This window comes from Agromyces humatus (genome assembly GCF_021228295.1).
In the GTDB taxonomy this organism is placed as follows: domain Bacteria; phylum Actinomycetota; class Actinomycetes; order Actinomycetales; family Microbacteriaceae; genus Agromyces; species Agromyces humatus.
In genome coordinates this window covers 136,288-151,651 of the sequence record NZ_JAJQPD010000005.1, presented here as the reverse complement: position 1 = coordinate 151,651, position 15,364 = coordinate 136,288, and the positions used below count along the sequence as shown (strand labels likewise).

Here is a 15,364-nt window from a genome sequence, read left to right as displayed (position 1 = left end):
GCAGTCGATTTCGGAACCGGAGTCAAGTCCTCTCCGCGGGCATCTGCTCCTGGGCGGTGCCGGAGTCGAGGCGCACGCGACGCCCGGTGAATCGCGCTCGCATGAGGCGGTCGTGGGTGACGAGCACCACCGTGCCCGGGAACGACGCGAGGGCCTGCTCGAGTTCCTCGACGAGCGCGGGAGCGAGGTGGTTCGTCGGTTCGTCGAGCAGCAGCACGTCGTGCCCGCCGGTCACGAGCAGCGCGAGGTCGAGCCGCCGTCGCTGGCCGTACGAGAGTGCGCGCAACGGCATCGACAGGTCCTCGGGGCGGAACAGCCCGAGCGCCCCGAGCGTCTGCTCGCTCGTGTCGAGGTCGACCAGGCTGCGCTTCGCGAATCCCTCGACGACGGTCTCGTCGGTCGGGGCGATCGCACTCGCCTGCTGCAGGTGCCCGATACTCGGCGGCGCGAGCACGGTGCCCTCGTCGGGCGCCGCCTCGTGCGCGATGAGCCGCAGCAGCGTGGTCTTGCCTGCACCGTTCGGACCGGTGATCAGCACCCGCTCACCGGGATCGACGCGCAGGTGATCGATCGTGAGGCGATCCCCGACCCGCACCGCGTCGAGTTCGATCGCCGTCCCCGGGACATCCGTCTCGCCGTGTTCGCCGCCGAGCGGCGCCGTGAACGTCAGCGGCTCGGGCGGCGGCGCGACCGCGTGCTCGGTGAGGCGCGCGATGCGCTCCTTGGCGTTTCGGATGCGACCCATCGCGCCATGGTCGCGGCCGCGGGCGCGGAAGGCGCCGGCACCCATGCCCGGCTTGTCGAGCTTGCGCGGGATCGCGTCGAGCCGCGACGCGTTCGCCGTCACCAGGTTGCGATTGCGGGCGAGCTCGCCCTTCCACGTCTCGTACGCCTCGATCGCCTCGCGGCGCTGGTTCGCCTTCGCGACCAGGTAGCCGGCATAGCCGTCGCCGTGGCGGGCGACACTGCGGGCGTCGACCTCCCACACGAGGTCGGTGAGCTCGTCGAGGAACGCCCGGTCGTGCGTGACCGCGACCACCGTGCCCCGATGCGCGTGCAGATGTTCCCGCAGCCACTCCCAGCCGGAGTCGTCGAGGTCGTTCGTGGGCTCGTCGAGCAGCAGCAGCTCGGGATCTCCGGCGAGCGTCGCGGCCAGCGCGATGCGCGAGCGTTCACCGCCCGACAGGCTCGCCCACGGCCGGGCGCGCTCGATGGCCCCGACGCCGAGCGCGTCGAGGGCGATCGCAAGTCGCGCGTCGGCCGCGTAGCCGTCGCGTGCCGCGAAGCGTTCGACGAGATCGCCGTACCGGTCGAGCGCCGTCGCGAGCGCGTCGCCGGCGAGGCCCGCGAGCGCGCGCTCGGCGGCCGCGAGGTCGGCCTCGAGGGCGCGCAGGTCGGCGAGCCCGGTGTCGATCGCGTCGTTCACGGTGGCGGATGCCCCGAGCTCGAGCTGTTGCGCGAGATGCCCGACACCGCCGGGCGCGACGACGCGCACGGCACCGTTGTCGGGCTCGAGGTCGCCGGCGATCAGGCGAAGCAGGGTCGACTTGCCCGAGCCGTTGTCGCCGATGATGCCGACGCGCTCGCCGGGCCGCACCGTGAGGTCGACCCGATCGAGCACGAGGCGATCGGCGAACCGCTTCGTGACGGAGTGCAAAGAGAGTTGGGAGGAAGACGGGTACATCGAAGTCCTTCGGGACACCCGAGGTCGCGGTGCCGGCCCGCGGTATCGAAGCCCGGTGGATGGGCGGCGGGCGATGGCGATGGGCGACGCTCGGAACGATCGGTGGTCACGCGCGAATGCGCGAAGCAGGACCGCGGAGCAGAACTCGACGCGGCCGGCCACCTAGGAATAGATCAGCGTACCCATTGCCCCGGCAGGCTAGCACATCCGAAGCGCATGTCGGCGGCCGGTGGCAGACTGGGCGCGTGCTGCTCGACGAGCTCGTCACCACCACCGATACCGTCGCCGCGACCCGCTCGCGGCTGGCGAAGGTCGACGCGCTCGCCGACCTGCTCGGCCAGCTCGAACCCGACGAGATCGCGCCGGCGGTCGGATTCCTGGTCGGCAAGGCACGGCAGGGGCGCGTCGGCGTCGGTTGGCGCGGGTTGGCGGCGGCCATGGGAGACCCGGCCGATGTCGCGGGCCTCACGGTCTCAGATCTCGACGGCCTGCTCGACCGGCTGGCCGTGCTGTCGGGCTCCGGCTCGAGCGGCGAACGCGCTCGTGGGCTGCGCGAGCTGACGGCGCGCGCCACCGCGCGCGAGCAGGACTTCATCGGTCGCGTGCTCATCGGCGACATGCGCACCGGCGCGCTCGAGGGCGTGCTCATGGATGCGATCGCACGGGCCGCCGATCGACCGGGCGAGGCCGTGCGGCGCGCGGCGATGCTCTCGGGCGATCTCGGCGAGTCCGCGCGACTCGCGCTCACCGGCACCGCCGACGACCTCGACGCCGTCGGACTCGTCGTCGGGCGCCCCGTGCTGCCGATGCTCGCGGCCACGGCGGCGAGCCCCACCGAGGCGGTCGAGGCGGTGGGCGAGGCATCCGTCGAATACAAGCTCGACGGCGCGCGCATCCAGGTGCATCGCGCCGGCGACGAGGTGCGCGTCTTCACCCGCAACCTCGCCGACATCACCCACCGGCTGCCCGAGGTCGTCGAGGTGGTGCGGGCGATGCCCGTGCGCGACGTCATCCTCGACGGCGAGACGCTCTCGCTCGACGAAGACGGCGGCCCCCGGCCGTTCCAAGACACCATGTCGCGGTTCGGCGCCGAGCGCGCGAGCGAGACGGTGCTGCATCCGTGGTTCTTCGACGTGCTGCACGTCGACGGGCGCGACCTGCTCGACGAGCCGCTCGCGTTGCGGCTCGCCGAGCTCGAGCGCATCACGCCCGGCCATCGCATGCCCGGCGAGGTCACCGCCGATCCCCAGGTCGCCGAGCGCGTCTCGATCGAGGCGCTCACCGCGGGGCACGAGGGAGTCGTCGTCAAGGCGATCGACTCGACGTATGCGGCCGGGCGACGCGGTTCGAGCTGGATCAAGGTGAAGCCCGTGCACACCTACGATCTCGTCGTGCTCGCCGCCGAGTGGGGCTACGGCCGCCGCACCGGCTGGCTGTCGAACCTGCACCTCGGAGCGCTCGATCCCGTGGGCGAGTTCGGCGAGGCGGGCGAGTACGTCATGGTCGGCAAGACCTTCAAGGGCCTGACCGATGCAGTGCTGCGCTGGCAGACCGAGCGGTTCCCGCAGCTCGAGGTGCGCCGCACCGAGTCGACGGTGTTCATCGAGCCCGTCATCGTCGTCGAGATCGCCATCGACGGTGTGCAGCGCTCGACACGCTACCCGGGCGGCGTCGCGCTGCGGTTCGCGCGGGTCAAGGGCTACCGCGACGACAAGCGGCCCGAAGACGCCGACACCATCCAGGCGCTGCGCGAGCTGCTGCACGTGTGACCGAGAGGGCGCACGTCGGGCCGGCGCACTCGTCGCACCGCACTCGTCGCACCGCACTCGTCGTGCCGCGCAGGAATCGGGCTGTGATGGGTCTTCCCAATGTTGACGTCAACATGTATCGTCGTGCCCGGGCGTGTTGACGTCAACACGCTTGCACCACTCAACTCCGACGGCGAAAGAGGACGACGTCAATGACGATGTCTCAAGGCAGACGACGGCTCACTGCGCTCACGACGGGCGCGGCACTCACCAATGCACTGCTGGCAGCGCCGATCGGCGCGGCGGCCCCGGCCTCCGCGGCGGACGGCACCACCATTACGCCCAACCCGGCCTACGCCGGCGAGGCATTCGAAGGCTGGGGCACCAGCCTGGTCTGGTTCGCAAATGCGACCGGCAACTACCCCGAGGATCTCCGCGAGGAGCTCTACCAAGCGGTGTTCGGTGACGACGGGCTCGACCTCAACATCGCGCGCTACAACATAGGCGGCGGCAACGCCTCCGATGTGACCGACTACCTGCGCCCCGGCGGCGCGGTCGAGGGCTGGTGGGCGCCGAACCCCGACGGCGACGCCGACAGGTATGGCGGCGTCTCGACCGGATACGCCGACCGCAACGCGTTGCTCGCGACGTGGAACGCCGACGACCCGGCGTCGTACGACTGGAACGCCGACGAGACGCAGCGCTGGTGGGTGGAGCGCCTCGCCGCCGACGACCAGATCACGCGCTGGGAGACCTTCGCGAACTCGGCGCCCTACTTCATGACCGAGAGCGGCTACGTCTCGGGCGGCTTCAACGCCTCGTCCGAACAGCTGAAACCGGCTGCGGAAGCGCAGTTCGCGAGCTACCTCGTGCGCGTGACCGAGCACCTCGAAGACCTGTACGGCATCGACGTCGACACGATCGACCCGTTCAACGAGCCGAACACGAACTACTGGGGCACGACGCTGAGCAACGGCAAGCCCGTCGGAGGCCGTCAGGAGGGCATGCACATGGGGCCTGCCCGCCAAGTCTCGCTCATCGACGACGTGCGCGCCGAGCTTGACGACCCGGCCACCACGACCGGCGCAGGCCTCGCGGCTATGGACGAGACCAACCCCGGCATCTTCGCGACGAACTGGGCTGCGTACCCGGCCGCGACGCGCGCCAAGGTCGACCGCATGAACGTGCACACCTATGGCACCTCGGGTCGACTCGCTGTTCGCGACCTCGCGAAGCAGGCCGACACCGACCTGTGGATGAGCGAGATCGAGGGCAACTGGGTCAGCGGCTTCAACCCGGTGAACATCGAGAACGGCCTCGGGATCGCCGGTCGCATCCAGGACGACCTGCGCGAACTGGAGCCGAACGCCTGGGTGCTCTGGCAGCCCGTCGAGGACCTCTACAACATGGAGCCGCAGGGCGAGAACCTCAACTGGGGCTCGATCTTCATCGACCTCGACTGCAAGCCGTACGACGAGGCGGGCGGGACCGTATGGAAGTCGGAGCGACGCGTAGAGGACGCGGGCGGCGACTCCAATGCGGCCCCCGAGTGCAGCGTCCAGGTGAACTCGAAGTTCAACACGATCCGCAACTTCACGAAGTACATCCACGAGGGCGACCACCTCATGGCGATCGACGACGTGTCGAGCACCGCGGCGATCCGCGGCGACGGCTCGGGCGCCACGATCGTGCACCGCAACACCGCGACATCCGAGCGTCAGATCATCATCGACCTCTCGAACTTCGGTGCGATCGCCGAGGGGGCCACAGTCACGCCGGTCGTCACGACGCAGGCCGACTCGGCGGATGCCCCGACTGCGAACGCCCTCGTCGAGGGCGCGCCGGTGGCGATCGACCGCGTGGCCCGCACCGCCACCGTCACCGTTCCGGCCAAGTCCGTGACGACGTTCGTCATCGACGGTGTATCGGGCGTCGCCGCCGATGCCCCTGCGCTCCGCGACGGCCACCGCTACCAGTTCGTGGGCGCGCAGAGCGGCAAGGCGTTGACCGCGGGTCCGAGCAGTGCGGCAACCACCATCCGCAACCTGGCAACGGATGCCGCAGCGGCCGCACCGCAGGCGTGGACCGTGCACGAGGTGGCGGCGGGCGACCGCGAGGCGACCCGGCGTGTGGTGCTCGAGGCATCCGACGGCCGTGTGCTCGGCGCGACCAGCTCGGGAACGGATCTTCGTTCGGAGAGCCTTGAGGCGGCGGCGGGGAGCGCGGCGACCCGCTGGATCGTGAACACGATCGACGGGCGCACCTACTCGCTCGTGAACGAGCAGCTCGGGCTCGCGCTCGACGTGGGCGGCCAGTCCACGGCCGACGGCGCGGCCGTCGGCATATACGGGTCGAATGGCGGTGCGAACCAGGCCTGGGATGCGCGCGACCTCACGCCGCTCGACGGCCAGTCGGTCGCCGCGCGCACGCAGGCCGGCGTGGCGCCCGTGCTGCCCGAGACGGTCGTGCCGCGGTACCCGTGGGGCGCCGGCGTGCCGGTTTCCGTGTCCTGGCAGCTTCCCGACGAGGACGCGTGGGCGAGTACCGGTCGCGTCGACGTTCCGGGTACGGCGACCGACGTGTTCGGGCAGGCCGTGTCGGTGACGGCGCTCGTCGACGTCGGCGGGCTCACGGCCTCCGACCCCGTGTCGGTCACGGTCGCCGCGGGTGCCTCGCTGGTCGCCGTGCAATCGGCGGCCCCGGCCGCCGTGCCGGCGCGCGTCGGTGCCTCGGAGAACGCGTTCGACGTGCCCGTGACGTGGGACTGGACCGGCGTCCCCGATGCCGCCTTCAGTGAGATCGGCGTGGTGCGCGTGCCCGGCGTGGCATCCGCCGATTCAACCGAGCTGCCCGCGACGCTCTCGGTGCTCGTGACGGAGGGCACGCTGCGCAACTTCAACCCCGATGCGGGCACCACCGCGACGGCGAGCTCCACCGAGTCGGGCTACCCGGTCGACCGCACGCGCAACGGCGTGCTCGGCGACAAGGGCTGGTCGAACTGGGTGTCCGCGAACAAGCCGGCGCAGTCGACGCTCACCTACCAGTACGCGGCGGCGCACCAGGTGCAGCGTGTGTCGGTTGAGTTCTACCGCGACGGCACCACGAGCTGGGCGCAGACCATGCAGGTGCAGGTGCGCGGCACCGACGGCGGCTGGGCGCCGGCGCCCGGATGGGAGTCGGCACGGCTTGTGGCGTCGCCGGTCGACGGCAGCGCGCCGACGGTGGTCGCCGAGTTCGCGCCCGTCACCGCGACCGGGGTGCGCGTGATCATGAACTCGTATGCGAACACGCACCTCATCGTGTCGGAGGTCGAGGTGTCCGAGGCTGTGCCGGCCCGGGCCGCGGTCTCGGACCTCGCGCTGCTGCGGCTCGACGGCGAGACGATCGACGGTTTCGATCCGGCGACGCTCGACTACGAGCTCGAGGTCGACGGCGGACGCCTACCGCTGGTCGACGCGATCGCGGTCGACTCGGCCGCGACCGTGCGGGTCACGCAGCCGACGACCGCGAACGGCGGAGTCGCGACCGTGGTCGTGACGTCGGCCGATGCCAGTGAACGAGCCGAGTACACGGTCACGATCCGGCGGCACGCGGTGATCGACGGGCTCGAGCTCGCCGACCGTCCGCGCGTGGGCACCCCAGCGTCGGCGACCGGCACGCTCGACCCCGCCGATGGCGAGATCGCCTACCAGTGGCTCCGCAACAGCGAGCCGATCGAGGGTGCGACCGATGCCACGTACACGCCGGTCACGAACGACGCGGGCAAGCTGCTCAGCGTGCGCGTGACGGTGTCGGCCGAGGGCGTCGAACCGGCCACCGCCGTGACACCCGCCCAGCGGATGCTGGCCGCGAACGCTGCCAAACCCTGAGCCCTGGCGCGCGCCCGAGCGGCGGCCGTCGCACCCCTGCGGCGGCCGCCGCTCGGGCATTTCGCGAGTCAGAACACGGATGCCGCGGCACGCTGCAACGCGCTCGGCGTGTCGCCGGGGTCGTCCGGCAACTCGGTCAGCCGACCCCGCGCGTCGTGTCGCGCATCAGGCGGGCGGGGCCGCCGACGAGTCGCGCACCACGAGCTCGGTGGCTACGAGCGTGCTGTCGTCGCGTTCGCCCGACTCGACCTCGTACAGGAGCGCCTCGACTGAACGTCGGCCGACCTCGCCGAAGAACTGGCGCACGGTGGTGAGGGGCGGCCAGAAGCTGCGCGACTCCTCCATGTCGTCGAAGCCGACCACGCTGACCTCGGCGGGCACGGCTCGCCCGGACTCGTGCAGGGCTCGCAGCAGGCCGAGCGCCATCTGGTCGTTCGCCGCGAAGATCGCCGTCACGTCGGGATTCCGGGCGAGCTCGAGCCCGAGTTCGTGGCCCGACTCGCTCGACCAGTCGCCGACCAGCACGGGCGGAACGTCGGCGCCGTGTTCGCGCAGCGTCGCCTCCCAGGCCTCACGCCGGTGGGTCGCGGAGTAGGAGCGCTCGGGGCCGGCGATGTGCCACACCGTGCGATGGCCGAGGTCGAGCAGGTGCTCGGTGGCGAGGCGGGCGCCGTGCGCCTGGTCGGTGTCGACGACGGGGTAGCGGTCGCCCGCGGTCGAGTCGACGATGACCACCGGCAGATCGGCGGGGAGCGCCACGTCGTTCTCGTCGAGCAGGTGCGCCTCGACGATGATGATCACGCCGTCGACCGCCTCTTCGCTGAGCCGGCCGAACGCGACCGAGATCTCGCCCTGCGTGGGGTGCGGCACCGGGATGAGCGTGATCGAGTAGCCCGCATCGGCGGCCGCGATCGCGATGGCGTCGAGCGTGCGCATGTTGCCGAAGCTCGACAGGGTGAACGTGATCACGCCGATGCTGTGGAATCGACCCGATCGCAGCGCGCGGGCGGCGCTGTTCGGACGATATCCGAGCTTGCGCATCGCCTCGAGCACGCGCTCACGGGTGTCGGGATCGACGTTGTCGCGACCGTTGGAGACGCGCGAGACGGTCTGCCCCGACACGTTCGCCTCTCGGGCGACATCTGCCATCGACGGACCGCGTCGGCGCCCGGGTGCGGCATCGGCCGGACTGGTGACGGTCGTCATCTGTGCTCTCTCTTCGCTCGACTTCATGCTCCCAGTGGTGCATGTTCACGTCAACATGCTACAGTGACCAGACCGCATGTTGACGTGAACATGCACGTGATTGGAAGAATCGATGACAGCGACGTCTGCAACGGCACCGCCCGGCGGCGCCACGGCGCCCGAGGCGCGGCCCATCCGATCCCGAGCGCGCAGCGAATGGAAGGGTCTCGCGTTCGTGGCCCCGTTCCTGGTGGTCTTCGTGCTGGTGTTCATCGCACCGGTGGCGTACTCGATCTACCTCAGCCTCTTCCGCGAGCAGCTCATCGGCGGCAACGCGTTCGTGGGCTTCGAGAACTACCTGGCCCTGTTCGCCGACCCCCAGTTCTGGGAGGGCTTCGGTCGTGTGTCACTGTTCCTGGTCGTGCAGGTGCCGATCATGCTCGCGCTCGCGCTCGTGGCGGCACTCGCCATCGACAGCGCGCGGCTGCACGCCTCGGGCTTCTTCCGCATCGTCATCTTCCTGCCCTACGCGGTGCCGGCGGTCGTCGCCGTGCTCATGTGGGGCTTCATCTACGGCGACAACTTCGGGCTTGCGGCCAATATCAACGACTGGCTCGGCTCGGTCGTGGTCACGCCGTTCGCCCGCGAGTGGATCCTCGTCTCGATCGGCAACATCGTGACCTGGGAGTTCGTCGGCTACAACATGCTCATCTTCTACTCGGCCCTGCGGGTCATCCCCACCGACCTCTACGAGGCCGCCGAACTCGACGGCGCCGGGCCCATGCGCGTCGTCACCGGCATCAAGCTGCCGGCACTTCGCGGCGCGATCGTCATCGCGACGATCTTCTCGATCATCGGCAGCTTCCAGCTCTTCAACGAGCCGAACATCCTGCGCACGCTCGCACCGAACATCATCACGACGTACTTCACACCGAACATGTACGCCTACAACCTCTCGTTCGCCGGCCAGCAGTACAACGCCTCGGCCACGGTCGCGATCGTGATGGGCGTGATCACCGCGGTCATCGCGTACGTCGTGCAATTGCGCGGCTCGCGGAAGGAGGAGCGATGAGCACCGTGGAACGCATGACTCCGGATGTCGCGGGGGCTGCCGGCGACAACGCCGCAGCCACTCGTGCCGCGGTGCTGCCCGCAGGTGTGCCGCGCCGCCGGCGCCGTCGCACGTCGGCACTGCAGCCGCGCAAGTCCGTTGCCTTCACGATCATGATGTCCATCTTCGTGATCTACAGCCTCGTACCGCTCGTGTGGCTCGTGATCAACGCGACCAAGACGCAGAGCGGGTTGTTCTCGAGCTTCGGGCTCTGGTTCGACGACGAGTTCGTGCTGTTCCAGAACATCTGGGAGACGCTGACCTATCGCGACGGCATCTTCGTGCGCTGGCTCGGCAACACGCTGCTCTACGTCGTGCTCGGTGCCGGCGGCGCGACCCTGCTCGCGACCCTCGCAGGATACGGGCTCGCGAAGTTCCGCTTCGCCGGCCGCCGTGCGGTGTTCGCGGTCGTGTTGGGCGCGATCGCCGTGCCCGGCACCGCGCTCGCCGTGCCGACCTTCCTCATGTTCAGTCAGCTCGGCCTCACGAACACGCCCTGGGCGATCATCGTGCCGTCGCTCATCAGCCCGTTCGGCCTGTACCTGATCTGGGTGTACGCGGTCGATTCCGTGCCCACCGAGATCCTCGAGGCGGCTCGCATGGACGGCGCGGGCGAGTTCCGCACGTTCTTCACCATCTCGATCCGGCTGCTCACCCCCGGCATCGTCACCGTGTTGCTGTTCACGGTCGTGGCGACCTGGAACAACTACTTCCTGCCGCTGATCATGCTGAGCGACCCCACGTGGTACCCGCTCACGGTCGGACTCAACCAGTGGAGTGCGCAGGCCAGCGGCGTCGGCGCGCAACCCATCTACAACCTGGTGATCACGGGCTCGCTCCTCACGATCATCCCCATCGTCGTCGCGTTCCTCGGGCTGCAGCGGTTCTGGCAGTCGGGACTCAGCGCCGGAAGCGTCAAGCAGTGACCGAGCGGCACCGCATGTCGAACCCCACCGACCGCTCACCGGGAGCGTCCTGCCCCCGAACACAGATGGCACAACGAAGTGAAGGGAAGCATCACATGACCACTGCCCGTACCGCCCTACGGCGGACCCTGACGGTCGCCGCGGCCGCCGCACTCGCGGTCGGTTCGCTCGCCGCGTGCTCCGCAGCCGGAAGCACCGAGAGTGGCACTGCCGACGACCTCGACGCCGCCCTCGAAGCCGGCGGCAAGCTCACCTACTGGAGCTGGACCCCGAGCGCCGAGGCTCAGGTCGCCGCGTTCGAGGAGGCCTACCCGAACGTCGACGTCGAGCTGGTGAACGCCGGCACGAACACCGAGGAGTACACGAAGCTCCAGAACGCGATCAAGGCCGGCTCGGGTGCGCCCGACGTCGTGCAGATCGAGTACTACGCCATCCCGCAGTTCGCGCTGTCCGACTCGCTCGTCGACCTCAGCGAGTTCGGCCTCGACCAGCTGGAAGCGCAGTACAGCGCCTCGACTTGGGGGGCCGTGAACGTCGACGGCAAGCTCGTCGGCCTGCCGCAGGACTCCGGCCCCATGGCCCTGTTCTACAACGCGGCGGTGTTCGAGGAGTTCGGCATCGCAGTGCCCGAGACCTGGGACGACTACGTGCAGGCAGGTCGCGACCTGCACGCCGCCGACCCGACGAAGTACATCACCTCCGACACCGGCGACGCCGGATTCACGACGAGCATGATCTGGCAGGCGGGCGGACGTCCATTCCAGATCGACGGCACCGACATCACGGTCGATCTCGCCGACGAGGGCACGCAGAAGTGGACGGGCGTGTGGAACCAGCTCGTCGAGGAGGACCTGCTCGCGACCACCCCCGGGTGGAGCGACGAGTGGTTCAAGGGTCTCGCCGACGGGTCGATCGCGTCGCTCGTGATCGGCGCGTGGATGCCCGGCGTGCTCGAGTCGAGCGTGGCCGATGCCGCGGGCGACTGGCGGGTGGCGCCGATGCCGACCTACGACGGCACCCCGGTGACCGCTGAGAACGGCGGCGGCGGGCAGTCCGTCACCAAGCAGTCGGAGAACCCGGCACTCGCCGCAGCGTTCCTGCGTTGGCTGAACAGCGACCCGGCGTCGATCGAGGTGTTCCTCGAGAGCGGCGGCTTCCCCTCGACGACCGCCGACCTCGAGGACCCCGAGTTCCTCGCGATCGAGTCGGAGTACTTCGGCGGCCAGAAGATCAACGAGGTGCTCACGCAGGCGTCGAAGGATGTCTCGGAGGGGTGGTCCTATCTGCCCTACCAGGTGTACGCGAACAGCATCTTCGGCGACACCGTCGGCCAGTCCTATGCCAACAAGAGCGACCTGAACGACGGGCTCGCCGAATGGCAGAACCAGCTCGTCGACTACGGCAACGAGCAGGGCTTCTCGGTCAACGAGTAGCCGACCACCGCCGCGAGGCCGGTCGGATGTCCCGGCCGGCCTCGCTCGGTGATCCCAGCTCCCGCATCCGCGGCATCCGTGTCAGCGACCGCCCGCACCATGAGGCACCGCCGCCCCGATCAGAACGGACCCCCCGTGACCGCCTCCATCCGCATCGATCCCGGTTCCACCATCGGACCGGTGCCTCGACGCCTCTTCGGCACGTTCGTCGAGCACATGGGCCGCTCGGTCTACGGCGGCATCCATGACCCGGCCGCGCCGACCGCGGACCAGCACGGATTCCGTGCCGACGTGCTGGAACTCGTCCGCGAACTCGGGGCGACGGCCGTTCGCTACCCGGGCGGCAACTTCGTCTCGGGCTACCGTTGGGAGGACGGCGTGGGTCCCGTCGAAGAGCGGCCGACCCGCCTCGAGCCCGCGTGGCGGGGCATCGAGCCCAACACGGTGGGCCTCCACGAGTTCGCGGAGTGGGCGGACGAAGCCGGCCTGGAGCTCGTCGAGGCCGTCAACCTCGGCACGCGCGGTCCTGCGGAGGCGGCTGAGCTGCTCGAGTACGCCAACCATCCGGGCGGCACGACGCGCAGCGACGAGCGGCGGTCGAATGGCGCCGACGCGCCCTTCGATATCCGCGTCTGGTGTCTCGGCAACGAGATGGACGGCCCCTGGCAGATCGGACACAAGACCGCAGACGAGTACGGTCGCCTCGCCGCCGAGACCGCTCGCCTCATGCGCTTCATCGACCCCCGCGTCGAGCTCGTCGCCGCGGGGAGTTCGAACGCCGAGATGCCGACGTTCGGCGTGTGGGAACGCACGGTGCTGCGCCACACCGCCGGCCTCGTCGACCACGTCTCGGTGCACGCCTATTACGAGGAGCAGAACGGCGACGTGGCGAGCTTCCTCGCCTCGGCGGTGCAACTCGACCGCTACCTCGACGACGTCGCTGCGATCGTCGACGAGGTCGCCCTCGAGACTGGCACCGCACCTGTGGGCATCAGTGTCGACGAGTGGAACGTGTGGAACCAGACACGTTGGAATGACGTCGACAAGCCGCGAGTGCTCGGCGGCGACTTCGCGATCCAGCCCGTGATCGAAGACGACTACACCGTCACCGACGCGGTGGTCGTCGGCTCGCTCCTCATCGCGTTGCTGCGGCACGCCGATCGTGTCACCATGGCGAACCTCGCCCAGCTCGTGAACGTGATCGCCCCGATCCGCTGCGAGCCCGACGGCCCGGCGTGGCGCCAGAGTACGTACTTCCCGTTCCAAGCGACCGCCCGCCACGCCCGTGGGGTTGTCGTGCGACCCGAGATCGCGGTCGGCAGGTACGCCACCGCGCGATATGGCGAGGTGCCCATCGTCGACGCCGTCGCCACGATGAGCGGCGACGCGGCATCCGTCTTCGTCGTGAACCGCTCGCTCGACGAGCCGGTGCCAGCGCGGATCGAGCTTCCAGGGCGCTGGCGCCTCATCGAGGCGGTCACGCTCGATGCGCCCGACGGCGCTGACCGTCACCTGACCAATCGCGCCGGCGATGAGCGGGTGCGGCTTCGCCCACTCGATGGAGTGCGGGTCGCGCAGGCGCAGGACGCCGTCGTCGAGGTCACCCTGCCCGAACTGTCCTGGACCATGATCCGACTCGCCCGAACGGAGGATGCCGCATGAGCCGCTTCGCCATCGGCACGACCGACTTCGAACTCGACGGGCGTCCGCACCGCATCCTCGCCGGGGCGCTGCACTACTTCCGCGTGCACCCCGACCTGTGGGCCGACCGCATCCGCAAGGCGCGCCTCATGGGTCTCAACGCGATCGAGACCTACGTCGCGTGGAATGCCCACGAGCCACGCCGCGGCGAATGGCGTGCCGACGGCGATCTCGACCTCGGTCGGTTCCTCGATCTCGTCGCGGCTGAGGGCATGCACGCGATCGTGCGTCCTGGCCCGTACATCTGCGCCGAATGGGACAACGGCGGCCTGCCCGCGTGGCTGTTCCGCGACCCCGACGTGGGTGTGCGCCGCTCCGAGCCTCACTATCTCGGCGCCGTGAGCGGGTATCTCCGTCACGTGTACGAGATCGTGGCTCCGCGGCAGATCGACGCCGGCGGGCCGGTCATCCTCGTGCAGATCGAAAACGAGTACGGCGCGTATGGCAGCGACAAGGCGTACCTCGCCGAACTCGTGCGGGTGACGCGGGAGTCCGGCATCTCCGTACCCCTGACGACGATCGACCAGCCCACGCCGCAGATGCTCGCTGACGGGAGTCTGCCCGGCGTGCATCTCACCGGGTCCTTCGGCTCGCGAACGCCCGAGCGCCTCGCGACCCTCCGAGCGTTCCAGCCCGCCGGGCCACTCATGTGCATGGAGTTCTGGTGCGGATGGTTCGACGACTGGGGCTCGCACCACCACACGACGGATGCCGAGGCCTCCGCCGCCGAGCTCGACGCATTGCTCGCAGCCGGCGGCTCCGTGAACATCTACATGTTCCACGGCGGCACCAACTTCGGACTCACGAACGGCGCCAACGACAAGGGGCGGTACGCGCCGATCACCACGACCTACGACTACGACGCGCCGCTCGACGAGTCGGGGCATCCGACGGCCAAGTACTGGGCGTTCCGTGAGGTGATCGCGAGACACGCAGACGTGCCCGATGAGGTTCCCGCTCCGAGACCGGTGGCTCCCACGCTCGTCGCTCCGCTCGAGCCCGGTCGCTCGCTGCTCGACGTGGCCCCCGAACTCGGTTCTGCGAGCGCGCACGAGTTCGTTCCCACGTTCGACGCCCTCGCCCACGACCGCGGGATCGTGGTGTTCTCCACCCGTCTCGAGCGCGGCGGCGTCGGCACGCTGACGGTCGGCGAGCAGGTGCGCGACCGGGCGTGGGTGCTGCTCGACGGCAAGCCGATCGGTGTACTCGCCCGTGACGCACACGAGCGTGCGATGGTGCTGCCTGACGCGCGCGGTGAGCTCACGATCGTGGTCGAGGACCAGGGTCGCGTGAACTACGGCACGCGCATCGGGGAGCACAAGGGGCTCATCGGCGGGGTGCGGCTCGACGATGTCGAACTGACCCAATGGACGGCGCGTCCGCTTGACCTCGAGCGGGTGCCCGAGGTCGACCTCGCGAACGGAGCCGACTTCGCGGCCGGGCCGCTGTTCGCGAGCGGCTCGTTCGAGCTCGACGAGCCCGCCGACCTGTACCTCGACACGCTCGCGTGGGGCAAGGGCCTCGCGTGGGTGAACGGGTTCCTGCTCGGTCGGTATTGGCGGCGTGGGCCGCAGCGCACGCTCCTCGTGCCCGGCCCGGTCACCTGCGCTGGCCGCAACGAGGTCGTCGTGCTCGAGTTCGAAGCCATCGCCGACCCGGTGGTGCGCCTGCTCGGCGCGCCGGAACTCGGCCACACCGAGATCTGAC

At 69.8% G+C, this 15,364-nt stretch carries 9 protein-coding genes; 7 read left to right on the top strand and 2 right to left on the bottom strand.

The genetic code is table 11. The features are described 5' to 3' along the window. Positions 1 to 22 precede the first annotated feature (22 nt). On the bottom strand, positions 23 to 1,684 hold the full coding sequence (abc-f, locus tag LSF15_RS10100) for a ribosomal protection-like ABC-F family protein (RefSeq protein ID WP_232498407.1): 1,662 nt from the start codon (positions 1,682 to 1,684) through the stop codon (positions 23 to 25). A 245-nt stretch (positions 1,685 to 1,929) separates the two neighbouring features. Here abc-f and LSF15_RS10095 point away from each other — a divergent pair, with 245 nt between their 5' ends. Together LSF15_RS10095 and LSF15_RS10090 are read left to right on the top strand one after the other, a co-directional pair. After that, positions 1,930 to 3,453, top strand: coding sequence for an ATP-dependent DNA ligase (locus LSF15_RS10095; RefSeq protein WP_232498406.1), 1,524 nt, complete (start codon positions 1,930 to 1,932; stop codon positions 3,451 to 3,453). 191 nt (positions 3,454 to 3,644) lie between these two features. Then, the gene (locus LSF15_RS10090; protein ID WP_232498405.1) at positions 3,645 to 7,301 is read left to right on the top strand and encodes an RICIN domain-containing protein; all 3,657 of its coding nucleotides are present in this window, start codon (positions 3,645 to 3,647) and stop codon (positions 7,299 to 7,301) included. 165 nt (positions 7,302 to 7,466) lie between these two features. Here LSF15_RS10090 and LSF15_RS10085 read toward each other — a convergent pair whose 3' ends face one another. Further along, positions 7,467 to 8,507 (bottom strand): LacI family DNA-binding transcriptional regulator, encoded by a 1,041-nt coding sequence (locus tag LSF15_RS10085; protein ID WP_232498404.1) that lies wholly within the window; start codon positions 8,505 to 8,507, stop codon positions 7,467 to 7,469. A 112-nt stretch (positions 8,508 to 8,619) separates the two neighbouring features. Between LSF15_RS10085 and LSF15_RS10080 the strand changes: the two genes are divergently transcribed. From LSF15_RS10080 to LSF15_RS10060, 5 genes are all read left to right on the top strand, one after another. Further along, the gene (locus LSF15_RS10080; protein ID WP_232498403.1) at positions 8,620 to 9,558 is read left to right on the top strand and encodes a carbohydrate ABC transporter permease; all 939 of its coding nucleotides are present in this window, start codon (positions 8,620 to 8,622) and stop codon (positions 9,556 to 9,558) included. Further along, entirely contained in the window at positions 9,555 to 10,523 is a 969-nt protein-coding gene (locus LSF15_RS10075; protein ID WP_372459972.1) for a carbohydrate ABC transporter permease, read from the top strand. Before LSF15_RS10080 ends, LSF15_RS10075 begins: the two co-directional genes overlap by 4 nt. 95 nt (positions 10,524 to 10,618) lie before the next feature. Beyond that, positions 10,619 to 11,956 (top strand): ABC transporter substrate-binding protein, encoded by a 1,338-nt coding sequence (locus LSF15_RS10070; protein ID WP_232498402.1) that lies wholly within the window; start codon positions 10,619 to 10,621, stop codon positions 11,954 to 11,956. A 99-nt stretch (positions 11,957 to 12,055) separates the two neighbouring features. After that, complete coding sequence (locus LSF15_RS10065; protein ID WP_269756368.1) at positions 12,056 to 13,618, top strand: alpha-N-arabinofuranosidase; 1,563 nt, start codon at positions 12,056 to 12,058, stop codon at positions 13,616 to 13,618. Beyond that, positions 13,615 to 15,363 (top strand): glycoside hydrolase family 35 protein, encoded by a 1,749-nt coding sequence (locus LSF15_RS10060; RefSeq protein WP_232498400.1) that lies wholly within the window; start codon positions 13,615 to 13,617, stop codon positions 15,361 to 15,363. Before LSF15_RS10065 ends, LSF15_RS10060 begins: the two co-directional genes overlap by 4 nt. Position 15,364 lies beyond the last annotated feature (1 nt).